This is a genomic window from Microbacterium sp. NPDC077184, assembly GCF_040687055.1.
Lineage (GTDB): Bacteria > Actinomycetota > Actinomycetes > Actinomycetales > Microbacteriaceae > Microbacterium.
On record NZ_JBFBMM010000001.1, the window covers coordinates 415,425 to 438,711 of the forward strand.

Sequence of the window (23,287 nt, forward strand, 5' to 3'; positions counted from 1 at the left end):
ACATGACCGCGATCGACACCGTTGCCGCCCCGGTGGGCGGGCCCACTCTGCCCCAGGAACGCCGCCTCGTCACCGAGATCCCCGGCCCCCGCTCGCAGGAGCTCCTCGCGCGGAAGTCGGCCGCCGTCGCGGCCGGTGTCGGCCACACCGCGCCGATCGAGGCCGTCGCCGCCGGCGGCGGAGTCGTCGTCGATGCCGACGGCAACTCCCTCATCGACCTCGGATCGGGCATCGCCGTCACCACCGTCGGCAACGCGCACCCCCGCGTCGTCGAGGCCGTCACCGCGCAGGTGGCGCAGTTCACCCACACGTGCTTCATGGTCTCGCCGTACGAGTCGTACGTCGCGGTCGCGGAGGCGCTGAACCGGGTGACCCCGGGCGACCACGAGAAGAAGTCGGCGCTGTTCAACTCCGGCGCCGAAGCCGTCGAGAACGCGATCAAGATCGCGCGCAAATTCACCAAGAAGCAGGCCGTCGTCGCCTTCGACCACGGCTACCACGGGCGCACGAACCTCACGATGGCCCTGACGGCGAAGTCGATGCCCTACAAGAGCGGCTTCGGTCCGTTCGCCTCCGAGGTCTACCGCGCGCCGATGTCGTACCCGTTCCGCGACGGCGGACTCAGTGGGGCGGACGCCGCGCGCAAGGCCATCTCGGTCATCGAGAAGCAGGTCGGCGCCGAGAACCTCGCCGCCGTCATCATCGAGCCCATCCAGGGCGAGGGCGGATTCATCGTCCCCGCCGACGGATTCCTCGAGCACCTCCTCCGCTGGTGCCGCAGCAACGACGTCGTCTTCATCGCCGACGAGATCCAGACCGGCTTCGGACGCACCGGCGCGATGTTCGCCTCCGAGCTGTTCGGCATCGTCCCCGACCTGATCACGACCGCGAAGGGCATCGCCGCGGGCCTCCCGCTCGCGGCCGTCACCGGTCGCGCGGACATCATGGATGCCGCGCACGCCGGCGGTCTCGGCGGCACCTACGGCGGGAACCCCATCGCCTGCGCCGCGGCGCTCGCCGCCATCGAGGTGTTCGAGAGCGAGGACCTGCCCTCCCGCGCGCGGGAGATCGAGACCCTCCTGACCGGACGCCTGCGCGACCTGCAGGCCTCCGACCCGCGCATCGGCGACATCCGCGGACGCGGTGCCATGATCGCGGTCGAGTTCGTCGTGCCATCGACCGGCGACCCCGACGGCACCCTCACCTCCGCGATCGCGAAGGCCTGCATCGCGCAGGGCGTGATCGTGCTCACCTGCGGCACCTACGGCAACGTGATCCGTTTCCTTCCGCCGCTGAGCATCCCCGACGACCTGCTCCACGAGGGCCTGGACGTCATCGCCGCCGCCCTCGCCGCCCACTGAGCGGCGCCTTCCCTTCACCACCCACTGCCCCCGCATCGTGGCGAGAGCATCCGTCTCCGCACGATCGACCCCCGCACCCGCGGGAGAGCTGAGGAGACGCACATGAACGAGGTGACGCGCGACGTCGTGATCGTCGGCGCCGGAGCCGCCGGCCTCACCGCCGCCCACGAACTGCGCAAAGCAGGGCTGTCGGTGGCGGTGCTGGAGGCCCGCGAGCGGGTCGGCGGGCGGCTGTGGACAGACGTCATCGACGGCGCCATGCTCGAGATCGGCGGCCAATGGGTCTCGCCCGACCAGGAGGCGCTGAAGGAGACGATCGCCGAGCTCGGACTCGAGACCTACTCCCGCTACCGCGAGGGCGAGTCGGTCTACATCAACGCCGCCGGGGAGCGGACGCTGTTCACCGGCGAGATCTTCCCGGTCAAGCCCGAGACCGAGAAGGAGCTCGTCCGCCTGATCGACAAGCTCGACGCGATGGTCGCCGAGACCGATCCGGACCGTCCGTGGGACCGCCCGGATGCCGAGGAGCTCGACCGCATCTCCTTCGAGGCGTGGCTGGAGCAGGAGACCGACGACCAGGAGGCGCGCGACAACATCGCCCTCTTCATCGCGGGGGCGATGCTCACCAAGCCCGCCTACGCCTTCTCGGCCCTGCAGGCCCTGCTGATGGCCGCGAGCGCGGGGAGCTTCTCGCACCTCGTCGACGCCGACTACATCCTCGACGAGCGCGTGGTGGGTGGACTCCAGCAGGTGCCGCTCCTCCTCGCCGAGCGCCTCGGCGACGACGTCTTCCTCGAGCAGCCCGTCACCGAGGTCAAGACCGCCGACGACGGCGTCACGATCGTGACCGACAACGGCATGATCGTCCGCGCGCGGTACGTCATCCTCGCCCACGCGCCGATCCTCTATCCCTGGATCGAGTTCGACCCGCCCCTGCCGCGCCTGAAGCAGCAGCTGCACCAGCACATCTCGATGGGCTTCGTCATCAAGGTCCACGCCGTCTACGACCGGCCGTTCTGGCGCGACAAGGGCCTGTCGGGCACCGCGTTCAGCCCGTACGAGCTGTCGCACGAGGCGTACGACAACACCAACCACGGCGACGAGCGCGGCACCCTCGTGGGCTTCGTCTCCGACCGCAACGCCGATGACCTCTTCCGCGTGTCGGCCGAGGAGCGCAAGGAGCGCATCCTCGCGTCGCTGGCGAACTACTTCGGCCCAGAGGCGAAGGATCCGCTCGTCTACTACGAGAGCGACTGGGGTGCGGAGGAGTGGACCCGCGGCGCGTATGCGGCGAGCTTCGACCTCGGCGGCCTCACCCGGTACGGTGCGGATCTGCGCACCCCCGTGGGCCCGATCCATTTCGCCTGCAGTGACATGGCAGGCGCCGGGTATCAGCACGTCGACGGGGCGATCCGCATGGGACGCCTGGTGGCGCAGAACATCCTCGACGAGGCCCGCCGGTGACCGGGCGGATGCGCCTGGTCGTCGGCTACACCGCGACCAAGGCCGGGAAGGATGCCGTCGCCTTCGCATCGCGCTTCGCCGCGGCATCCGGAGCCGACGTCCACCTCGTGCAGATCCTGCCGGCGGAGGGACGGAGCGTCATCACCCCGCCGAACGCCGCGTACGACCGATACCTCGAGGGGCAGGCGCGGGAGTGGCTCGCCGATGCGGCATCCGAGGTCCCGGACGGTGCGGAGCACTCCGAGCACGTCCGTTACGCGGAGTCCTTCGGCGAAGGGCTTCTGGAGACCGCGGAGGAGCTGTCGGCCACGCACATCGTCGTCGGCGCCGCCGACGGCGGCCGTCGCGGACGGCACCGCCTCGGCACGACGACGAACGAACTGCTGCACGTCTCGGACGTCCCGGTCATCCTCGTGCCGAAGGGTGCGCGCAAGGCTCCGGCGGATGCCGGGATCCCGCGCCTGACGGTCGCGATCGGCACCCGTCCGGGCGCCGATGCGCTCATCGACGAGGCGGCGACCCTCGCCGCCGCGACCGGCGCATCGGTGCGACTCCTGTCGCTCGTGACCGTCGACCTTCCGGCATCCGTCGACACGGGCGTCATCCGCATCGCCGGCGCCGCCCACGCCGATCAGGTCCTCCAGACCGCGCAGGCCGCCCTCCGCGCCGACAGCGCGAGCGAAGTGGTCGTCGCGCGCGGCGAGAGCATCGAGGACGCCGTCTCCCATCTCGAGTGGGAGCCGGGCGAGATCGTCCTGGTCGGCTCGAGCCGACTGGCGCAGCCGAAGCGCCTGTTCCTCGGGTCGACCGCGGCGAAGATGCTCCATGAACTCCCCGTCCCCATGATGGTCGTGCCCCGCACGCGCAAGGAAGAGGGTCAGAAGTGAGCGCACCCGAGAAGCCGCTGGCGGGCGAGGCCGCCCCGACCGGCGGGCTGTCGAACAAGGGCCTCGGCGCCGGCACCGTCGGTCTCATCGGCGCCGTCATCATCGGCATCTCCTGCATCGCGCCGGCGTACACCCTGACCGCGGCGCTCGGGCCCACGGTCTCGGCGGTCGGCGTGCAGGTGCCGGGCATCATCCTCCTCGGGTTCATCCCGATGCTCCTGGTCGCGTTCGGCTACCGCGAACTCAACCGCGCCATGCCGGATGCCGGCACGTCGTTCACCTGGGGCGCCCGTGCCTTCGGCCCGTGGGTCGGCTGGATGGCCGGCTGGGGGCTCATCGCCGCGACCATCCTGGTGCTGTCGAACCTCGCCGGCATCGCGGTGGAGTTCCTCTTCCTCCTCATCGCCCAGATCACCGGACAGCCGGGGATCGCCGAACTGGCCTTCAACCCGTTCATCAACGTCGCCGTCTGCCTCCTGTTCGTGCTCGGTGCGACGCTGGTGTCGTACCGCGACATGCAGACCACGCAGAAGCTCCAGTACTTCCTCGTCGGGTTCCAGGTGCTGGTGCTCCTCGTCTTCGCGATCGCGGCGATCGTGGAGATGCTCACCGGCAACGCCTTCGACGCCACGCCTTTCGACTTCTCGTGGTTCAATCCCTTCGCCGTCGGCGATTTCTCGGCGATCGTGGCGGGGCTGTCGCTGTCGATCTTCATCTTCTGGGGCTGGGACGTCACCCTCACGATGAACGAGGAGACGAAGGACCCGGAGAAGACCCCGGGGCGCGCGGCGACCCTCACCGTCCTCATCATCGTCTCGCTGTACCTGCTGCTCGCCGTCTCGCTCATCATGTTCGCCGGCGTCGGCACGGGCGAGTACGGACTCGGGAACGAGGACATCCAGAGCAACGTCTTCTTCGCGCTCTCGGGGCAGGTGCTCGGGCCGCTGGCGTTCCTGGTGTCGCTCGCGGTGCTGACGTCCTCGGCGTCGTCGCTGCAGTCCACCTTCGTCTCGCCCGCGCGGACCCTCCTGTCGATGGGGCACTACGGCGCCCTCCCGGCATCCTTCGCCCGTGTCAGCCCCCGGTTCTTCACACCCGGGTACGCCACGATCGTCTCGGCGATCGTCGCCTCCGGGTTCTATGCCGTGATGCGCTTCATCAGCGAGAACGTGCTGTGGGACACCATCACCGCCCTCGGCATGATGATCTGCTTCTACTACGGCATCACCGCGTTCGCGTGCGTGTGGTACTTCCGCAAGCAGTGGTTCGACTCGGTGCGCGGGTTCTTCTTCACGATGCTGCTGCCACTCGTGGGCGGCGTCATCCTGCTGGTGCTGTTCGTGCAGACCCTCGTGGACTCGATGGACCCGGACTACGGCAGCGGATCGAACATCGGCGGGGTGGGCCTGGTGTTCATCCTCGGCGTCACGGTGATCCTGCTCGGCGTGGTCATCATGATCTGGCAGTCGATCAAGCGCCCGGCCTTCTTCCGCGGCGAGACCTTGTCGATGGACGCCCCCGCGAGCCTGCGCCGCACGCGCCGGTGACGGCAGACTGTACCCAAACGATCGGAGAGAACAACATGAGTGACTACGCCGTCGTCAACCCCGCCACGGGCGAGACCCTGGCCACCTATCCGACCATCAGCGACGCCGACCTCGAGGCGGCGATCGCCGCCGCCGACAGCGCCTACCGCCGGTGGCGCGAGGTCCCGGTGACGGAGCGCGCCGCGGGCATCCGCCGTGTCGCGGAGCTGCACCGCGAGCGCCGCGACGAGCTCGCCGCCATCATCGTGCGCGAGATGGGCAAGCCCCTCGCCGCGGCGGAGGGCGAGGTCGACTTCGCCGCCGACATCACCGAGTACTACGCCGACCAGGCGGAGAAGATCACGGGCGACCAGCCGCTGGACATCGAGGGCGAGGGGCCGGCCTTCATCCGGCGCTCGCCGCTCGGGGTGCTGCTCGGCATCATGCCGTGGAACTTCCCGTACTACCAGGTCGCCCGCTTCGCCGCGCCGAACATCATGATCGGCAACACGATCCTCCTCAAGCACGCGCCGCAGTGCCCGGAGTCCTCGGCGGCGATCCAGAAGATCTACGAGGACGCCGGTCTCGAGGGCGTGTACATCAACATCTACGCCACCAACGAGCAGGCCGCGACCATCATCGCCGACCGTCGCGTGCAGGGCGTCTCGGTCACCGGATCGGAGCGCGCGGGATCGGCGGTGGCGGAGCTGGCAGGACGCCACCTGAAGAAGGTCGCTCTCGAGCTCGGCGGATCCGACCCCTTCATCCTCCTGTCCACCGACGACCTCGACGCCACGGTGCAGGCGGCCGTGGACGCGCGCCTGGACAACAACGGCCAGTCCTGCAACGCCGCCAAGCGCTTCATCGTCATCGACGAGCTGTACGAGGCGTTCCTGGAGAAGTTCACCGCGGCGATGTCCGGCGCGCAGGTCGGCGATCCCTTCGCCGAAGACACGGTGCTCGGGCCGCTCTCCTCGCTCACCGCCGCCGAGCGCCTCGCCGAGCAGGTCGATCGTGCCGTGGCGCAGGGCGCCCGGCTCGTGACCGGCGGCACCCGCGACCAGGCGTATTACCCGGGGACCGTCCTCACCGACGTCACCCCCGACATGGACGTCTACCGCGAGGAGCTCTTCGGTCCTGTGGGCGTCGTCTACCGCGTGTCGTCGGAGGAGGAAGCGGTGCAGATCGCCAACGACACCAGCTACGGTCTCGGCTCCTACGTGTTCACCACGGATGCCGAGCAGGCCGCGCGCATCGCCGACCGGATCGACGCGGGGATGGTCTACATCAACCTCGTCCTCGCCGACGAGCCGGCACTGCCCTTCGGCGGCGTCAAGCGCTCCGGCACCTCGCGGGAGATGGGCCTGCTCGCCGCCGACGAGTTCGTCAACAAGAAGCTCATCCGCGCGGCGGGCTGACCGGATCGGCCCGGCTCGCGGCATCCGTCCGAGCCGGGCCGAAGGTCCCTGGTGGTGTGTTCCGGGAGCCGGGAGGATGAGGTCATGGAAGGCGTCTACAGCCCCGTGACCGTCCTCGACGACGAGGCCTGCTGGCAGCGGTTGCGCGCAGCGGAACTCGGTCGTCTCGTCACGCGCGTGGGGGAGGTGCTGGACATCTTCCCCGTCAACTACGTCGTCGACGGGGAGGGGATCCTCTTCCGCACGGCGCAGGGATCGAAGCTGTTCGAGCTCACCGTGAACGACGAGGTGCTGTTCGAAGTGGACGAACACACCGACGACGACGCGTGGAGCGTCGTGGTGCGCGGACGCGCGCGAGCGCTGGACGACAGCGCCTCCGTCGAGCGCGCCGACGGCCTGGGGCTGAAGCCCTGGATTCCCACGCTGAAGTACACCTACGTCCGCGTCGAGCCGACCGCCGTCACCGGGCGCGCGTTCGCCCGCGCGCCGGAACCGGATCGCTACGGCATCCAGCAGTACTGAACGGGGCGGACGGAACGGGCGCCGACTCCCCGGTTCGTCGGGCGCGGAGACATGCCGTACACTGGTGCGTGCAGTGGAAGTCTGCAATCTTCGCCGTGCCCGGAGCGTACGCATCCGCGGTTTCGGAGGGGAGGAGGACTTCGCCCGAGGCCTCCGGGTCTCTAGGGCGGTAGCTCAATTGGCAGAGCAGCGGTCTCCAAAACCGCAGGTTGCAGGTTCGATTCCTGTCCGCCCTGCGCGTCAGCGCAAGCTGACACACGGAAGGTAATCAGGTGGCATCGATGGTTCAGGACGACCCGAACGGCGAGCTCGTCCCCGCGGGCGGCAGCGCTTCCCAGGGGAAGAAGCTGAACGTGTTCGCGCGGATCGCGCTGTTCATCCGTCAGGTCTTCGCCGAGCTTCGCAAGGTGGTCACCCCCACCCGCAAGGAGCTGGTGAAGTACACGCTGGTCGTCCTGGGCTTTGTGGCGGTCATGATGGCCATCGTCTACGGCCTCGACGTGCTGTTCGTGATGATCACGCAGTACGTGTTCGGGATCCCCGGCGGCGCCTGAGCCCACGCACACGCCCGCGATCTCGCGGGCCTCGACGCGAGGGGCGGCGACGCCCGCGCGGACGGATGGAGATGGAACGCACGTGACGGAACGATATGTCGACGACGCCGACTGGGCGACCGCGGCCGAGCAGTCCTCCGAGGACGACGAGGCCCAGGAGGGCAACCAGCTGGCCGCCGAGGAGTTCGCGGTGACCCCCGCCGAGCACGTCGCCATCCACATCGTCGAGGACCAGCCCGAAGAGGACACGACCGACCTCGACGACGTCGAGGTCGCCGACCCGGAGGCCGATGCCATCGTGAACGACGCCCTGCACATCGACGAGGCCGCTGAGGCCGAGGCCGCCGCCGAGGTCCTCAACGACTCCATCGCCGAAGAGGCGGAGGAGTACGCCGCCGAGCACGCCGACGACGTCACCCCGTACGACGGGCCCGACGTGAACGGCGACGACGAGGACGCGGCATCCGTCGAGGACGACGCGTCCGGCGACGACGAGGACCCGTACGAGGCGTTCCGCACCGAGCTGCGCAGCCTCCCGGGCAAGTGGTACGTCATCCACTCCTACGCCGGCTTCGAGCGCAAGGTGAAGGCCAACATCGAGCAGCGGAAGTCCACGCTCGAGGTCGAGGAAGACATCTACCAGATCGAGGTCCCCATGGAGGACGTCGTCGAGATCAAGAACGGGCAGCGCAAGATGGTCACGCGCGTCCGGATCCCCGGCTACGTTCTCGTGCGCATGGAGCTGAACGAGGACACCTGGTCGGTCGTGCGTCACACGCCCGGTGTCACCGGCTTCGTCGGCAACGCCCACAACCCGACCCCCCTCCGTTTCGAGGAGGCGTTCACGATGCTGAAGTCCCTCGTCGAGGTCAAGGATGTCGCTCCCGCCAAGGGTGCGGCGGCCAAGCAGGGCCAGCAGGCCGCCACGCGCGTACTGCCCGCCGAGGTCGACTTCGAGGTCGGCGAGACGATCACCATCAAGGAGGGCTCGTTCGCAGGGCTTCCCGGAACGATCAGCGAGATCAAGCCCGAGAGCGGCAAGCTCACGGTCCTCGTCTCCCTGTTCGAGCGCGAGACCCCCGTCGAGCTGTCGTTCGACCAGGTCACCAAATTGTAAAGAGCACCCCCTCACGAAAGCGCCTCGTCTCCGACGGGGCGCTTTCGCGTTGCCCCGGCATCCGTTCACGTTCGCGGATATGCGCACGATGACGGATGCCGGGCCCGCGAGATGTCCGTCATCGTGCACATCTCCGCACTCTCGCGCGGGGGCGCGCCTCCTCCCCAGGGGCGGGTGCGCGGGGTGCTGTCCCCAGAACGGGCGCGACGCGGTTGCGGGGCATCTCCGTGGGCGAGGCTCGCGGGGATGGATGAGCTGACGGATGCCGTATCCCAGGCCGGCGGTGTCGTGCGCGTGTCCGCACTCCGGGCCCGCGGGTGGTCGCGTCGCGCGATCGAGGGCGGGGTCGCCGCCCACCGGCTGACGCGTCCGCGCGACGGGTGGGTGGCGCTCCCGGGCGCCGACCCGCTGCTCGTCGCCGCGGCGCGGGCCGGCGTCGTTCTCTCCTGCCTCACGCAGGCCGAGCGTCTCGGGCTCTGGGTGCAGGGCGACGATCGTGTTCACGTCGCCGCGCCGCCGAAGCGGCACATCGGAGAGGTGGGCGACGCAACCCGGGTGCACTGGGCGCGCCCTCTCGTGCCGCGGCATCCGGACGCCCTCGTCGACCCCGTCGAGAACGTCCTCGCGGTCATCGCGCGCTGTCGACCGCATGAGCAGGCCCTCGCCGTCTGGGAGTCGGCGCTCCGACAGGGACTCGTCGTGCGGGAGTCGCTCCGCCTCCTGCCGTTGGCGCCGCTCGCCCGCGCTCTGCTCGAGGAGTGCTCGCTGCACTCCGACTCGGGGCTCGAGACCGTCATCCCCGTGCGCCTGCGGTTCCTGCGCCTCCCCATCCGGCAGCAGGTGTGGCTCGCGGGGCACGCGGCCGACTTCCTCATCGGCGACCGCCTCGTCCTCCAGGTCGACGGCGGTCACCACGTCGGTGCTCAGCGGCGGAGCGACATCGTGCACGACGCGCGGCTGAAGCTCCTCGGGTACCACGTCATCCGCATCGATTACGTGCAGATCATGACGCGCTGGAGCGAGGTGCACGACGTGATCGTGCGCGCCGTGGCGCAGGGACTCCACCGCGCCGCATGACGGACATGCGCAGGATCACGGACCACTCCGGGCCCCGGCATCCGTCATCGTGCACATGTCCGTCATCGTGCGCGGGGAAGGTGGGGCGGGTGAGGGCGCGGGATGCGGTATTCTTGGGTGGTTTGCGCCTTGCGCGCAACGCACCGCGCTCGGGAACGGCCCGAGAGGCGGGAGAACCGGATGCCGCGGTACCCGGTTCGAGGAAAGGAAGAGGATATGGCACCCAAGAAGAAGGTGACCGGCCTGATCAAGCTCCAGATCAAGGCCGGCGCTGCCAACCCGGCGCCGCCGATCGGCCCCGCGCTCGGTCAGCACGGCGTCAACATCATGGAGTTCTGCAAGGCGTACAACGCCGCGACCGAGTCGCAGCGCGGCAACGTCATCCCCGTGGAGATCACCGTCTACGAGGACCGCAGCTTCACGTTCATCCTGAAGACGCCCCCGGCCGCCGAGCTCATCAAGAAGGCCGCCGGCCTCCAGAAGGGCTCCTCCACGCCGCACACCGTCAAGGTCGGCAAGCTCACCAAGGATCAGGTCCGCGAGATCGCCGAGGCCAAGCAGCCCGACCTGAACGCGAACGACATCGACGCTGCCTCGAAGATCATCGCCGGAACCGCCCGCTCCATGGGCATCACGGTCGAGGACTGAGGGGGATAGGAAACATGGCTACCAAGTCCAAGGCCTTCCAGGCCGCTGCCGCCAAGATCGAGGCGGACAAGTTCTACACCCCGACCGAGGCCGTCGCCCTCGCGAAGGAGACCGGTTCGGCGAAGTTCGACTCCACCGTCGAGGTCGCCCTCAAGCTCTCGGTCGACCCCCGCAAGGCGGACCAGATGGTGCGCGGCACCGTCATCCTGCCCCACGGCACCGGTAAGACCGCTCGCGTCATCGTCTTCGCCACCGGCCCCGCGGCCGAGGCCGCCATCGCGGCCGGAGCGGACGAGGTCGGCGGCGCCGAGCTCATCGAGAAGGTCGCCGGAGGGTACACCTCGTTCGACGCCGCCGTCTCCACCCCGGAGCTCATGGGCCAGGTCGGTCGCCTCGGTAAGGTGCTGGGTCCCCGCGGCCTCATGCCCAACCCCAAGACCGGCACCGTGACTCCGAACCCGGCCAAGGCCGTCGAGGAGATCAAGGGCGGAAAGATCGAGTTCCGCGTCGACAAGCACGCCAACGTCCACTTCGTCGTGGGCAAGGCGTCCTTCTCCACGGAGCAGCTGGACGAGAACCTCTCGGCCGCGCTCGAGGAGATCGTGCGTCTGAAGCCGTCGAGCTCGAAGGGTCGCTACATCCAGAAGGGTGCGGTGTCGACCACGTTCGGCCCCGGCATCCCGCTGGACGTCAACGCGATCTGATCTCGCGTACGCGTCACGAGGGCCTCATCCGAAAGGATGGGGCCCTCGTCGTTCGTCCTGCGCGACGAACGGTCACGCGAGTGGCAGCACCAGGCTGACCGCGAGGGCGATCATGACCACACCGATCGCGAGATCGAGGATCCGCCAGGCCCGCGGTGTCGCGAGCCACCGACCGAGGTAGCGTGCGCCGAACCCCAGCGCGAAGAACCACACCACGCTCGCCGCCATCGCGCCGGCGGCGAACGCCCACCGCGACTCGCCGTGGGTGGCGGCGACCGAGCCCAGGAGGAAGACGGTGTCGAGGTACACGTGGGGGTTCAGCCACGTCAGGGCGAGGCAGGTGGCGAGCACGGGCGCGAGGCGTGCCCGCGTGGCGACCCCGACGGCGACGGATGCCGTCTCCCCGCGGCCGTCCGGATGGTCCTCCTCGACGCGCAGCACCGCGGCCGGGCGCCACGCCCGTCGGAGCGCGAGGATGCCGTAGACGGTGAGAAACGCCGCCCCCGCCCATCGGACCACGTCGATCAGTCCCGGAAGCGCGGTGAGCGCGAGGCCCGCGCCGGACACGCCGAGCGCGATGAGCGTCGCATCCGACAGGGCGCACACGGTCGCCACGGCGAGCACGTGTTCGCGACGGAGCCCCTGCCGCAGCACGAAGAGGTTCTGTGCGCCGATGGCGATGATGAGGGAGAGGCCGAGGCCGAAACCGGCGAGGAGGACGGGAAGCACTCTTTCACGTTAGGCATTGCGTGGAGATAAGCCCAGTTCAGGAAACTGCTTCTGCATAAGCTCTGCTTATGCGAATCCCTTTCGACCTCGCCGAGACCGTGGCGCTCGTGGTCGCGGAGGGGGCTTTCGATGCCGCCGCCGCGCGACTGCACGTCACCCCGTCCGCCGTCAGCCAGCGCGTACGCACGCTCGAGGACCTCGTGGGGCAGGTCCTCCTCGTCCGCTCCAAGCCTGTGCGGGCAACGGCGGCGGGCGACGCGATCGTTCGCCTGGCGCGACAGGCCGTGCAGCTCGAGACCGACGCGCGCGCGGCGCTCGGCATCGGCGCCGACGAAACGGCATCCGTCGCCCTCGCCGTCAACGCCGACTCGCTGGCGACGTGGTTCCTGCCGCCCCTCGCGCGGCTGACCGAGCGGCACGGCGTGGTGTTCGAGGTCCATCGGGACGACCAGGACTTCACGGCAGGGCTCCTGGAGACCGGAGCGGTGCTGGGCGCGGTCACCTCTCAGCGGCGCCCCGTCGCCGGGTGCCGCGTCACCGCGCTCGGTTCCATGCGGTACCGCGCCGTCGCCGCGCCGTCCTTCGTGGCCCGATGGATGCCGGGCGGCGCCGACGTCGCGGCCCTCGAGCGCGCACCGGCCGTGGACTTCGATCGACGCGACGAACTGCAGCGGACGTGGCTGCGCTCCCGCGCCGTGGTGTCCGCGCCGCCGCGCCACCTCGTGCCCGCCTCGCACGACTTCGCCACGGCGGTCCTCCTCGGGCTGGGGTGGGCCCTCCTCCCGACGTTCCAGGCTGACGACGCCCTCGCCGACGGCAGGCTCGTCGCGCTCGGGGGCGACGACATCGAGGTGCCGCTGTACTGGCAGCAGTGGAATCTGCGCTCGCCGCTGCTGGACGCCGTGGCGGAGGAGATCATCGGCGAGGCCCGCCAGGCGCTGGACCCGCCATCGGATGCCGCGATCAGTCGTCGCTGACGCGCAGCACCACCTTCCCTCGGGTGTGGCCCTCCTCGATCAGGGCGTGCGCGCGGGCGGCGTCGTCGAGGTCGACGACCTGGTCGATGTAGACCTGGATTGAGCCGGAGTCGAGCAGACGTCCGATCGTCGCGAGTGCGCCGCCGTCGGGGATGACCTTGTAGGACGTCGAGCGCACGCCCGCGGATGCCGCGGCCTCCGCGAATCCGGGCCAGGAGCCTGTCGGCACGAGGACGTAGAGGCCGCCCGGGCGGAGGACGGAGAGCGAGCGCGTACCGGTGTCGTCGTGCACGTTGCCGATGAGGTCGATGACGACATCCACCTCGGCCACCATCTCGTCGAAGCGCGTCGTGGTGTAGTCGATGACCGTGGCGGCGCCGAGTTCGCGCAGCCACGCGGCGTTGCGTCCCGAGCTGGTCGCCGTCACGTGCGCCCCGAAGTATGCCGCCAGCTGGACGGCGAAGTGACCCACGCCGCCGCTCCCCGCGTGGATGAGGATCCGCTGTCCCTCGTGCGCGTGCGCGGTCTCCACGACCAGCCCCCACGCGGTGAGGGCCGCCAGCGGCACGCCCGCGGCCTCGACGTGCGACAGCGACGCGGGCTTGCGGGCGATCGAGAGGGTGGGGGCGACGGTGTACTCGGCGTAGGAGCCGCCGGTGCGGGGGAAGGAGGCCATGCCGTAGACGGGCGTCCCCGGAGGGAAGGGGTGCGCCTCGTACGGCGCGCGGACGACGATGCCGCTGAAGTCGAAGCCGAGCACGCTCGGGAACTCGGTGATCGCCCCCGACACCCCCGCGCCGCGGCGGGTCTTCGCGTCGATGGGGTTGACGCCCGCCGCGACCACACGGACGAGCACTTCGCTCAAGACCGGGCTCGGCGTCGGCACCTCGATCGTCCGGAGCGTGGAGGGATCCCCGACGCTCGGCATGACCGTCGCGCGCATGGTCGAGGGGACCTCGACCGACGGGTCGGACGCAGGGGCGGGGTGTGCGGTCGGGGTGGAGCCTGAGCGCAGCGGCCGGAATCTCATCGGTCGCTCCTTCCGGTGCCTGTCGTCGTCGGCAGCACGCGTGTCGATGGGGTGTGTGGAGGACCCAGTCAACCGTCCGATTGTCTCGCCCGTGTTACGTCGGTGCTACCGCGTGGAGAAGGGTCTCCGCCCGGCGTGCTGCCGGTGGTCAGGGCGTGCAGCAGACGGGCAAGAGAACGGATGTCGTCGACCGACCACTCCGCCAGCGCGTCGACCAGCAGCCCCTCCTGCGGGGCCCGCGCGGCGGCGAGGCGCTCGAGCCCTTCGGGGGTCGGGGAGAGGAGGTGCGACCGGCCGTCGTTCGGATCGGGTGTCCGCTGGATCAGTGCGAGAGATTCGAGCTCGCGCACGGTGCGGCTGATCTGCCCCTTGTCCGCCAGAAGGGTCTCGGCGAGGGCCGAGAGCGTCAGCGGACCCCGCCGCACGATCGTGGTGAAGACCTTGTACGGTCCCGGGAGGAGTCCCGGAGAGACCCGGTCGGCGTTCTCCGCGATGATCCGACGGAACCGCCCGATCAGCTCGCCGAACTCCGCCTCGAGCGCCCTGACGGCGTCGGCCCGGTCGGCGGCGGTGTCGTGGTCGCTCATCGCGTTCGACCCTACTCGGCGGCGCGTCCGGCGGCGCGCGGTGCCGCGGGGACGACGCCCGTGTCGACGCTGACGGTGGCCAGGTCCGCTTCGAGCGCGTGCGCCCGCTCGCGGGTGGTCATGCGGTTCAGCGGCACGTTCGGGAGGAACGCGATCGCGAGGACGGCGAGGACCGCGACCGGGACGGTCAGCAGGAACGAGTGCGAGATCGCCTGGGCGTAGACGTCCTCGATGATCACGCGGACGCTCTCGGGGAGCGCGGAGACCTGGGGGATCGTGCCGGACTGCAGTTGCGCCGCCACCTCCGCGCCGCGGGCGCCGAGCCCTTCGATCGCGCTCGCGAGATCGGACCGGCGGTCGGCGAGCAGGCCCGTGGCCGAGCTCGCGAGCGCGGCGCCCATGACGGAGACCCCCACGGTCCCGCCGAGGCTCCGGAAGAAGGTGACGCCGGAGCTGGCGACCCCCATGCGCCGCGGGTCGGCGGTGTTCTGGACGATGAGGACGAGGTTCTGCATCGTCATGCCGACGCCGGCGCCGAGCAGCACCATGTACAGCGACACCAGTGCGAAGTTCGTGTCGTACTCGATGGTCGACAGGGCGAAGCCCCCGACCGTGAGGAGGAGCGAGCCGGCGACGAGGTACGGCTTCCACTGCCCGAACCGGCTGATGAGCGCGCCGACGACGACCGAGGCGACCAGGAGCCCGGCGATCATGGGGATGGTCATGAGTCCGGCCTCCGTGGGGGTGGCCCCGCGCGCCATCTGCATGTATTGGCTGAGGAACACCGAGGTGCCGAACATCGCGATGCCGGTCGAGATCGAGGCGACGGTCGCGAGGGTGAAAGTGCGATCGCGGAAGAGGTCCAGCGGGACGAGCGGCTCGCGGGCCCGCAGTTCGACCAGAACGAAGAGGATGCCGGCGACGACCGCGCCTCCCGCCATCAGCAGCGTCTCGATGCTCCACCAGTCGAACGTGGAGCCGGCGCCGGTGATCCAGACGAGGAGCAGGGAGACGGCCGTGGAGAGCAGGACGATGCCGAGGTAGTCGATGCGGACGCGCCGGGCGGCGTGGCTCGGAAGGTGGAGGGTGCGCTGCTGGATGACGAGGGCCGCGAGAGCGAAGGGGAGGGCCACGAAGAAGTTCCACCGCCACCCGAGCGTGTCCGTGATGACGCCGCCGAGGAGGGGGCCGCCGACGGTGGCGACGGCCATCACGGCGCCGAAGAGCCCCATGTAGCGCCCGCGCTCGCGCGGGCTGATGATGTCGGCCATGATCACCTGGCTGAGGGCGGCGAGGCCGCCCGCGCCGATCCCCTGCACGGCGCGGAACGCGATGAGCATCTCCGGGGTCTGCGAGAAGCCCGCCGCGGCCGTGGCGAGGACGAAGATCACGATGGCGATCTGGATGAGGAGCTTCCGGGGGAACAGGTCGGCGAGCTTTCCCCAGATCGGCGTCGAGATCGCCGTGGTGAGGAGCGTCGCGGTGACCACCCACGTGAAGGCCGACTGATCGCCCTCGAGATCGTGGAGGATCACCGGGAGCGAGGTGGAGACGACCGTCGAGGCGAGCATCGACACGAACATGCCCAGCAGCAGGCCGGACAGCGGCCGCAGGACGGACGGGGTGGTGGGGGTGGGAGAGGTGGCCATGGCATCCTTCGTTGATCTGGGTCAACTGTTGATCTAAGTCAACAATAAGGAAATGCTTGATACACGTCAACTATTCCCCTGCGAGGGAACCGGCGAAGGGCGGCCGCGGCGGTCAGTCGGCGAGGGCGAGGGCGCGGTACGGCTCGCGCGCGACGCGTCGGCGCTCCGCGGCGGCGGCGTTCGCCGCGACGGCGCTCCGGCCGTGCGTCGTCCGGTGGTAGAGCTCGTCGATGAGCGCGGTGGCCAGGCGCACCAGCCCGGCGATCTCCGCATCGTCGCGGTCGACCCACGCGCATCGGGGCTCGTCGTCGATCGGGACGAACCCGTCGTGCTGCTCCCACGCGACGAGCGTCCGCTCGGCGCCGAGCACGTGCTGCTGCCACCACACCTGGCGGAGGTACGTCCGGGGGATGGACCGCCAGGACTTGTTGGTCGTCTTGATCTCGGCGAGGACCACGCGTCCGCGGGCATCGAGTCCGACACCGTCGGGCGTTGCGAGGTGACGCTTCTCGACGACGGCGTGGAACAGCGCCGAGGAGGGCTGGATGCCGTGCGTCGCCGCCACCCACGCGGCGATCTCGGGTTCACGTGCCCGACCGTGCGCGGTGTAGGCGTTGCCCGAGAAGCCGGAGCCGAGGAGCTTGGCGTCGGCGGCGCGTGCGATCGATCGCTCGGAGGTGAGGGAGGCGACATCCGTCGCGGTGATCCCGCGCGAGCGTGCGCGGACCCACGCGACCCGATCGCGGGAGTCCGCGACGATACGGGCGGCGAGTTCCGGAGTCACCGTTCGAGGCTAACCCGGACCCCGCGCTCGCATCGCACGCGACACCCGGTCCCGCCGGCTGCGCTGCTCACTCGGGCGGGAGGGTGGCCGCGACTCCCCGCACCGAGACGGCGGCGCGCTCGCCCGGCGCGACGTCGATGTCGGGCCTCACGCGGACGGTGAGATCCGTGCCGGCGTCCAATCGCAGGTCGACCAGTGCGTCGTGGCCGAAGTAACGGATGCGGCTCACCTCGCCCGAGCCGGCGTGACCGTCCGCGGCGTGCAGTCGTATCTGCTCGGGACGGAGGACGATGGACACGGAGCCCCGCGCGGGTGCCGACAGGGCGATGTCGCCGAGTCCGCACGTCGCGCGGTCGCCGTGGGCCTCGGCGGGGAGGATGAGGGCTTCGCCGAGGAAGCGGGCGGTCCAGGCATCCGCCGGTGCCGTGTAGACGTCCCGCGGCGTCCCCACCTGCACGATCCGGCCCGCCCGGAGCACGGCGACGCGGTCGCCGAGCGAGAGGGCCTCCTCCTGGTCGTGGGTGATCAGGGCCACACCCACCCCGCGGTCGCGCAGGATCTGGGCCACGTCGTCGCGGACCTGCTGCCGAAGACCCGCGTCGAGGGCGCTGAAGGGCTCGTCCATGAGCACCAGGCGCGGTTCGTGCGCGAGGGCGCGGGCGACGGCCACGCGCTGGCGCTGCCCGCCGGAGAGTTCGTGCGGTCGACGCCGCACGAGGTCGCCGAGGCCGACGACCTCCGCAAGGTCCCGGACGCGGGAGTCGCGGTGCGCGCTGCGAAGGCGCAACCCACGGATGCCGTAGCCGATGTTCGCGGCGACGTCGAGGTGCGGGAACAGCGCCCCCTCCTGCGGGACGAGGCCGATACCGCGGGACTCGGGGGGCCGGTGTGTGACGTCCTCGCCGTCGATCACGACGCGTCCCGAGCGGAGGGGGTGGAGGCCGGCGATCACGCGCAGGAGCGTGGACTTCCCGCTGCCGGACGGGCCGAGGACGCTGACGCGCTCGCCGGCGCCGATGTCGAGGTCGACGTCGTGGAGGACGTCGTGGTCCGCGTACGCGGCGCGGGCCTTCTCGACTCGGGTGGTCACGGTTCCATTCTCCCGGACGTCGTCCGGCGCCGCTCCAGTCCGCGCGTGAGGAGGAGGGCGGGTGCGATGCCGGCGAGGATCAGGAGCACCCCGATGGGGGCGGCCGCGCCGTACGCGCCGAGCGAGGTCTTGCTCCACAGCTCCGTGGCGAGCGTGTCGAACCCGATGGGGCGGAGCATGAGGGTGGCGGGCAGTTCCTTGGCGACGGCGGTGGCCACGAGCACCCATCCCGCGAGGATGCCCGGCAGCGCGCCGGGAAGCGTGACGCGCAGCCAGGTGCGCACCGGACCGCGGCCGAGGGTGCGCGAGGTCTCCTCGAGCTCTTCCGGGACCTGCGTGATCGCCGCGCGGGAGGCGCCGATCGATTTCGGCAGGAACAGGATGCCGTAGGCGGCGAGGAGCACGAGGGCGCTCTGGTAGGCGCCGGGGAAGAACTGCAGGGAGAGCGTCACCAGCGCCAGGGCGACCACCACGCCGGGGAGGGCGTGGCCGAGATAGGACACCGACTCCAGCCCCGTGACGAGCGCGCCGCGGTACCGCGCGGCGAGGATGCTGACCGGTAGGGCGACGGCGACCGCCACGGTCGCGGCGAGCGCGGAGATGCCGACGGTCGTCCCCAGGGCCCCCGCGAGGTCGACCGGCGAGGAGGCGTAGCGGTCGCTGCGAAGCATCCGGATCCCGAGCGCGACGACCGGGAAGAGCACGCTCGCCGCGGTGACGGCGGTGAGGGCCGTCATGGTCGCGGCGGTGCCCGCGCGGCCCAGTTTCACCGCGGGGCGGGCGGACGCGGTGGTCCGGGTACGGACGGTCCGCGGGCGGATGAGCCGTTCGCCGGCGACGCACACGACGGCCACGGCGGCGAGCAGCAGGGCCGTGGTGGCGGCCAGCGTCCGGTCGAATCCGCTGCTGAACTGCGCGTAGACGCCCGTCGTGAGCGTCTCGACGCGGAGGATCGCGGGGGCTCCGAAATCCGACAGTGCGTACAGCGCCACCAGGAGGGCGCCGGCTGCCGCCGCCGGGAGGACGTGGGGGAGCACGACCGTGACGTAGACCCGCACCCGCCCGCGGCCGAGGGTGCGGGCGACGTCGACCAGCCCGTCGTCGAGGGTGGACAGGGCCGCCATCGCCGGCAGTGTCACGTACGGCACGCTGCACAAGGTGAGCACGATCACCAGCGGCCAGAAGCCGTCCACCGTCGGCCAGGTCGCCGTCCACGCGAAGGCGCCGACGTAGCTCGGCACCGCGAGCGGGAGGGACAGGGCGATCCACCACAGCCGGCGGCCGGGGAGGCGCACCCGAACGGCGGCGGTCGCGAGGGCGATGCCGAGCGCCAGCGCGAGGACGCTCACCGTCGCCGTCAGGGCGAGGGTGTCGGCGAGGAGGGCCGCGGTCCGCGGGCGCAGCAGCGCGGATGCCGCGGCCTCCGCGCCGCCGCCGACCACCCGGGTGAGCAGCTGGACCAGCGGCGCGGCCGCCGCCGCGGCGACCAGCGCCGCGGCGAGCACCAGCAACGCGGGAGCACGCCGCGCGGGCGCACTCCCGCGTTCGACGGCGCGTCGCGGAGAGGAGATGACGGTGGTCAGAGCAGCCCTGCCGCGGTGATCATCGCCACGGTCTCGTCCAGCGAGGAGAGGTCGGAGAGGTCGATGTCGGGGCCGCCCAGTTCGTCGCGGGCGGGCACGCCCTCGGGGCCGGGGAGGTCGCCCACGAGCGGGTACTCGAACGTCTCCTCGAGGAAGTAGGTCTGGGCGTCCTCGGACACGAGGAACGCGACGAACTCGGCCGCTTCGGGCGAGTCGGCGGCGCCGGTGAGGATCCCGGCTCCCGTGACGTTGACGAGGGCGGAGATCGAGCCCGGGTCGCCGAACTTCAGCTGCGCGCGCAGCGTCGTGGGGTCCTGCTCAGAGCGGGCCCAGTAGTAGTGGTTGATGAGGCCGAGGTCGACGGCGCCGGCGTTGACGGCTTCGAGCAGCTCGCCGTTGCGGGCGTAGACCGGGGAGTCGTTCGCCACGAGGCCCTCCAACCACTCCTGGGCGACCTCGTCGCCCTCGCTGACGCGAAGGGCCGTCACGAACGCCTGGAAGGAGGCGTTGCTCGGAACGATCCCGACCTTCCCCGCCCATTCCGGCTCGGTCAGCTCGAGGACGTCGCCGGGGATCTCGTCGGCGGTGTACTCCTCGCTGTCGTAGGCGATGACGCGGGCCCGGCCGGTCAGGCCCACCCACGAGTCGTCGGTGGAGGTGTACTCGGCGGGGACGAGTTCGGTGATCTCGACCGGCAGGGTCGTGAACATCCCGGCCTCCGCGACGGCGCCGAGGGCCCCGGCATCCTGGGAGAGGAAGACCTGGGCGGGCGTGCGCTCGCCCTCTTCGAGCAGCTGCGCGGCGAGTTCCGTGGTCCCGGCGTAGCGGACCTCGACGGTGATGCCGGACTGCTCCTCGAACATCTCGATCAGGGGGTCGACGAGCTCGGCATCGCGGCCCGAGTAGACCGTCAGGGTGCGCGGACCCTCGGTGGTCTCGTCCGCCGTCTCGGCCGGGGCGTTCCCACCGGCGCAGGCGGTGAGGGTCAGCGCAGCGGCGCCGAGCAGAGCGAGGGGCGTCAGGCGGGAGCGGCGAGAGGGCATGGCGGATCGTCCTTCGTCAGGGGAGGGGGCGCAACGCGCAACGCGTCGTTGTTAGGTTAGCCTAACCATGTGCCGGTCGGCACGATTTGGCGGACTCCCCGTGCTGTCGTAGGCTGTCTCCAACCGAAGACCGCCGGTCATCGTCGTGCGTGAGAGCGTGAGGCGATCGAAGCTCTGGAAACAGGGGCCCGCGCAGGTGTCACGAACCGGACTTCCGTCCCTCAGCTCCGTGCGCTTGCGCCGGAGCTTTTTCGTTTTCCGAGCTGGGAGACGCCGGATGCCGTCGGCCGGCGCTTCGCCATCGCGAAGTGTCTCGCATACACAAGGAGTGGCCATGGCGCAGAAGGAAGCATCGGTCGCCGAGCTCACGAAGAATTTCGAGGACTCGACCGCCGTTCTGCTGACCGAGTACCGCGGCTTGACGGTTGCCGAGCTCAAGGAGCTTCGCAACACCATCCGTCAGGACGCGGAATACGCCGTGGTGAAGAACACGCTGACCAAGATCGCCGCGAACAACGCGGGGATCACGGCGCTGGACGACGACCTCAAGGGTCCGTCGGCCGTCGCTTTCGTGCACGGTGACCCGGTCGCCGTCGCGAAGGGTCTGCGCGCCTTCGCCAAGGCACACCCTCTTCTGGTCATCAAGGGCGGTTTCTTCGACGGAAACCCCCTGACCGCTGAAGAGGTCAACAAGCTCGCCGATCTCGAGACCCGTGAAGTCCTGCTGGCGAAGCTCGCCGGTGCGATGAAGGCCTCGCTGACCAAGGCGGCCTACGTCTTCAACGCACTGCCGTCGAAGGCCGTTCGCACGGTCGACGCACTGCGCGAGAAGCAGGAGTCCGCGGCCTGAGACAGGCCCGGCTGACAAACCCACCCAACAAGGAGAATCATCATGGCAAAGCTCAGCACTGAGGAGCTGCTCGACGCGTTCAAGGAGCTCACGCTCATCGAGCTCAGCGAGTTCGTCAAGGCGTTCGAGGAGACCTTCGACGTCACCGCCGCCGCCCCGGTCGCGGTCGCCGCTGCCGGCGCCCCCGCCGGTGGAGCCGGTGACGCCGCCGCCGAGGAGGAGAAGGACTCGTTCGACGTCGTCCTCGATGCCGCCGGTGACAAGAAGATCCAGGTCATCAAGGTCGTCCGCGAGCTCACCTCGCTCGGCCTCGGCGAGGCCAAGGCCGTCGTCGACGGTGCCCCCAAGGCCGTCCTGGAGGGCGCCAACAAGGAGACCGCCGAGAAGGCCAAGGCTTCGCTCGAAGAGGCCGGCGCGACCGTCACCCTCAAGTGATCCGAGGCGGATCAATGCTGCGCAGCAGCGTTGATGCGCCTGCGGATCAGATCGAGTGACGGCGAAGCCGTCGTATCGAGATCGGAGAGGCGGATCACGGGCGTGATTCGCTGACGTTTGTTCAGAAGCCCCGGATGCTCAGGCATCCGGGGCTTCTGTCATGCCCGGGCGTCGGTGACGGCCGCGGAACGGTCGGGGGCGAGGGGGGCGGTCGAGCTGCGCACGACCATCGTCGCCCGCTGCCGCACGATCGAGTGCGGCCGGTGGGGGTCCTGCAGGTGGGCGAGGACGAGATCGACGGCGGCGCGTCCCTGCGCGCGCGGGTCCTGCTTCAGGGTGGTGAGGGAGAACATCTCCGCGTACTCGTGGTCGTCGATCCCGATGACCGAGAGGGCGCTGGGGACCTGCACGCCGAGTCGCCGTGCGGCGATGATGGCGCCGATGGCGACCTCGTCGCACGTGGCCACGACGGCCGTCGGGCGCTCGCGGAGATCGCCCAGGACGTTCACGGCCGCGGCATATCCGCCGGGGAGCGTGACGTCGGAGTGGATGTGGCGGATGCCGGCGCCGAGGCCCGCGTCCTCCATGGCCGAGGTGTAGCCGCCGAGCCTGCGTCGGTCCACCTGGGCCCAGTGCTGATCGGGGCGCCCGCCGAGGAAGGCGATCCGCTCGTGTCCGAGGGCGAGCAGGTGCTCGGTGGCTCGGCGCGCGGCATCCTCTTCGTCGATGGCGACGAGGGTCGTCGTCTCACCGGAGCCCACGACGCTGACGATGGGGCGCCCGATGGCGACGAGCCGCTCCAGTTCGCGGTGGTCGGGCTCGAGTCCGACGGCGATGAGGCCGTCGAACCGCTTCCGGGCGAGGTAGTCGTCGAAGATACGTGCGCGGCCCTCGCTGCCCGGATTGGCGTCGTACAGCGTGAGATCGAGGCCGTGCTCGAGCAGGGCCTCCTGGATCCCCTCGAGCACCTCGGCGAAGAACCAGCGGTTCAGGTAGGGCATGACCACGCCGATGTTCTTCGTACGCCCGGTGGCGAGACTCACGGCGCTGGTCGACGGGACGTAGCCGAGTTCGGCGGCGGCGCGGGCGACGCGTTCGCGGGTGTCGTCGGAGACGTAGCCGGTGCTGCCGAGGGCGCGGCTGGCGGTCGATTTCGACACGCCGGCGCGTCGCGCGACTTCCGAGATACCGCTCACCGTCGAGTCCGTCCTTTCCGACGCCACCGTGCGTCCGTTCGGGGACAGCATAGCGA

24 protein-coding genes and 1 tRNA gene are annotated in these 23,287 nt (G+C 70.3%); 15 read left to right on the forward strand and 10 right to left on the reverse strand.

From position 1 onward, the window contains the following. Positions 1-2 precede the first annotated feature (2 nt). The 12 genes from gabT (at position 3) to rplA (ending at position 11,278) form a co-directional block, all read left to right on the forward strand. Positions 3-1,361 (forward strand): 4-aminobutyrate--2-oxoglutarate transaminase, encoded by a 1,359-nt coding sequence (gabT, locus tag AB0O93_RS01895; protein ID WP_363339975.1) that lies wholly within the window; start codon positions 3-5, stop codon positions 1,359-1,361. A 102-nt stretch (positions 1,362-1,463) separates the two neighbouring features. After that, complete coding sequence (locus tag AB0O93_RS01900; RefSeq protein WP_363339977.1) at positions 1,464-2,825, forward strand: NAD(P)/FAD-dependent oxidoreductase; 1,362 nt, start codon at positions 1,464-1,466, stop codon at positions 2,823-2,825. Further along, on the forward strand, positions 2,822-3,712 hold the full coding sequence (locus tag AB0O93_RS01905; protein WP_363339979.1) for a universal stress protein: 891 nt from the start codon (positions 2,822-2,824) through the stop codon (positions 3,710-3,712). The genes AB0O93_RS01900 and AB0O93_RS01905 overlap by 4 nt, the downstream gene beginning before the upstream one ends. Beyond that, positions 3,709-5,259 (forward strand): APC family permease, encoded by a 1,551-nt coding sequence (locus AB0O93_RS01910; protein WP_363339981.1) that lies wholly within the window; start codon positions 3,709-3,711, stop codon positions 5,257-5,259. Before AB0O93_RS01905 ends, AB0O93_RS01910 begins: the two co-directional genes overlap by 4 nt. A 35-nt stretch (positions 5,260-5,294) precedes the next feature. Then, positions 5,295-6,656, forward strand: coding sequence for an NAD-dependent succinate-semialdehyde dehydrogenase (locus AB0O93_RS01915; protein ID WP_363339983.1), 1,362 nt, complete (start codon positions 5,295-5,297; stop codon positions 6,654-6,656). Positions 6,657-6,740: 84 nt separating this feature from the next. After that, the gene (locus tag AB0O93_RS01920; RefSeq protein ID WP_363339984.1) at positions 6,741-7,178 is read left to right on the forward strand and encodes a pyridoxamine 5'-phosphate oxidase family protein; all 438 of its coding nucleotides are present in this window, start codon (positions 6,741-6,743) and stop codon (positions 7,176-7,178) included. A 163-nt stretch (positions 7,179-7,341) separates the two neighbouring features. Further along, a tRNA-Trp gene (locus AB0O93_RS01925) sits at positions 7,342-7,414 on the forward strand. Between the two features lie 45 nt (positions 7,415-7,459). Further along, on the forward strand, positions 7,460-7,732 hold the full coding sequence (secE, locus tag AB0O93_RS01930) for a preprotein translocase subunit SecE (protein WP_363340968.1): 273 nt from the start codon (positions 7,460-7,462) through the stop codon (positions 7,730-7,732). Positions 7,733-7,814: 82 nt separating this feature from the next. Then, positions 7,815-8,849: a transcription termination/antitermination protein NusG gene (gene nusG, locus AB0O93_RS01935; RefSeq protein ID WP_363339986.1), complete on the forward strand. Its 1,035-nt coding sequence runs from the start codon at positions 7,815-7,817 to the stop codon at positions 8,847-8,849. 246 nt (positions 8,850-9,095) lie between these two features. Then, a complete protein-coding gene (locus AB0O93_RS01940) occupies positions 9,096-9,926 on the forward strand; it encodes a DUF559 domain-containing protein (protein WP_363339988.1) in 831 nt (276 codons plus the stop codon). Positions 9,927-10,142: 216 nt separating this feature from the next. Further along, positions 10,143-10,574, forward strand: a complete 432-nt coding sequence (rplK, locus tag AB0O93_RS01945; protein ID WP_053548103.1) for a 50S ribosomal protein L11 — start codon at positions 10,143-10,145, stop codon at positions 10,572-10,574. Positions 10,575-10,588: 14 nt separating this feature from the next. Continuing rightward, positions 10,589-11,278: a 50S ribosomal protein L1 gene (gene rplA / locus AB0O93_RS01950; RefSeq protein ID WP_363339990.1), complete on the forward strand. Its 690-nt coding sequence runs from the start codon at positions 10,589-10,591 to the stop codon at positions 11,276-11,278. 72 nt (positions 11,279-11,350) lie between these two features. Here rplA and AB0O93_RS01955 read toward each other — a convergent pair whose 3' ends face one another. Further along, positions 11,351-12,007 (reverse strand): LysE/ArgO family amino acid transporter, encoded by a 657-nt coding sequence (locus tag AB0O93_RS01955; protein WP_363339992.1) that lies wholly within the window; start codon positions 12,005-12,007, stop codon positions 11,351-11,353. Positions 12,008-12,075: 68 nt separating this feature from the next. Between AB0O93_RS01955 and AB0O93_RS01960 the strand changes: the two genes are divergently transcribed. Further along, the gene (locus AB0O93_RS01960; RefSeq protein ID WP_363339994.1) at positions 12,076-12,984 is read left to right on the forward strand and encodes a LysR family transcriptional regulator ArgP; all 909 of its coding nucleotides are present in this window, start codon (positions 12,076-12,078) and stop codon (positions 12,982-12,984) included. On the opposite strand, the gene AB0O93_RS01965 is transcribed toward AB0O93_RS01960, so the two are convergent. From AB0O93_RS01965 to AB0O93_RS01995, 7 genes are all read right to left on the reverse strand, one after another. Next, a complete protein-coding gene (locus tag AB0O93_RS01965) occupies positions 12,971-13,912 on the reverse strand; it encodes an NADP-dependent oxidoreductase (protein ID WP_363340970.1) in 942 nt (313 codons plus the stop codon). The genes AB0O93_RS01960 and AB0O93_RS01965 overlap by 14 nt on opposite strands. 170 nt (positions 13,913-14,082) lie before the next feature. Further along, positions 14,083-14,601, reverse strand: coding sequence for a MarR family transcriptional regulator (locus tag AB0O93_RS01970; RefSeq protein WP_363339996.1), 519 nt, complete (start codon positions 14,599-14,601; stop codon positions 14,083-14,085). A gap of 11 nt (positions 14,602-14,612) precedes the next feature. Further along, positions 14,613-16,250 (reverse strand): MDR family MFS transporter, encoded by a 1,638-nt coding sequence (locus tag AB0O93_RS01975; RefSeq protein WP_363339998.1) that lies wholly within the window; start codon positions 16,248-16,250, stop codon positions 14,613-14,615. 112 nt (positions 16,251-16,362) lie between these two features. Continuing rightward, positions 16,363-17,034: a YqaJ viral recombinase family protein gene (locus AB0O93_RS01980; protein ID WP_236967480.1), complete on the reverse strand. Its 672-nt coding sequence runs from the start codon at positions 17,032-17,034 to the stop codon at positions 16,363-16,365. A gap of 67 nt (positions 17,035-17,101) precedes the next feature. Next, positions 17,102-18,124 (reverse strand): ABC transporter ATP-binding protein, encoded by a 1,023-nt coding sequence (locus AB0O93_RS01985; protein ID WP_363340000.1) that lies wholly within the window; start codon positions 18,122-18,124, stop codon positions 17,102-17,104. Then, the gene (locus tag AB0O93_RS01990) at positions 18,121-19,629 is read right to left on the reverse strand and encodes an ABC transporter permease subunit (RefSeq protein ID WP_363340972.1); all 1,509 of its coding nucleotides are present in this window, start codon (positions 19,627-19,629) and stop codon (positions 18,121-18,123) included. Before AB0O93_RS01990 ends, AB0O93_RS01985 begins: the two co-directional genes overlap by 4 nt. Before the next feature lie 74 nt (positions 19,630-19,703). Then, positions 19,704-20,750, reverse strand: coding sequence for an iron ABC transporter substrate-binding protein (locus AB0O93_RS01995; protein WP_363340002.1), 1,047 nt, complete (start codon positions 20,748-20,750; stop codon positions 19,704-19,706). 334 nt (positions 20,751-21,084) lie between these two features. On the opposite strand from AB0O93_RS01995, the gene rplJ reads away from it, so the two are divergent. Further along, complete coding sequence (gene rplJ, locus AB0O93_RS02000) at positions 21,085-21,600, forward strand: 50S ribosomal protein L10 (protein WP_053548093.1); 516 nt, start codon at positions 21,085-21,087, stop codon at positions 21,598-21,600. A 42-nt stretch (positions 21,601-21,642) separates the two neighbouring features. Beyond that, entirely contained in the window at positions 21,643-22,035 is a 393-nt protein-coding gene (rplL, locus tag AB0O93_RS02005) for a 50S ribosomal protein L7/L12 (protein WP_363340004.1), read from the forward strand. Between the two features lie 11 nt (positions 22,036-22,046). On the opposite strand, the gene AB0O93_RS02010 is transcribed toward rplL, so the two are convergent. Continuing rightward, the gene (locus AB0O93_RS02010; protein WP_363340006.1) at positions 22,047-22,181 is read right to left on the reverse strand and encodes a hypothetical protein; all 135 of its coding nucleotides are present in this window, start codon (positions 22,179-22,181) and stop codon (positions 22,047-22,049) included. Between the two features lie 12 nt (positions 22,182-22,193). Further along, positions 22,194-23,231 carry a LacI family DNA-binding transcriptional regulator gene (locus AB0O93_RS02015; RefSeq protein WP_363340008.1) on the reverse strand — a complete coding sequence of 346 codons (1,038 nt, stop codon included), beginning with the start codon at positions 23,229-23,231 and terminating at the stop codon, positions 22,194-22,196. Positions 23,232-23,287: the final 56 nt, after the last annotated feature.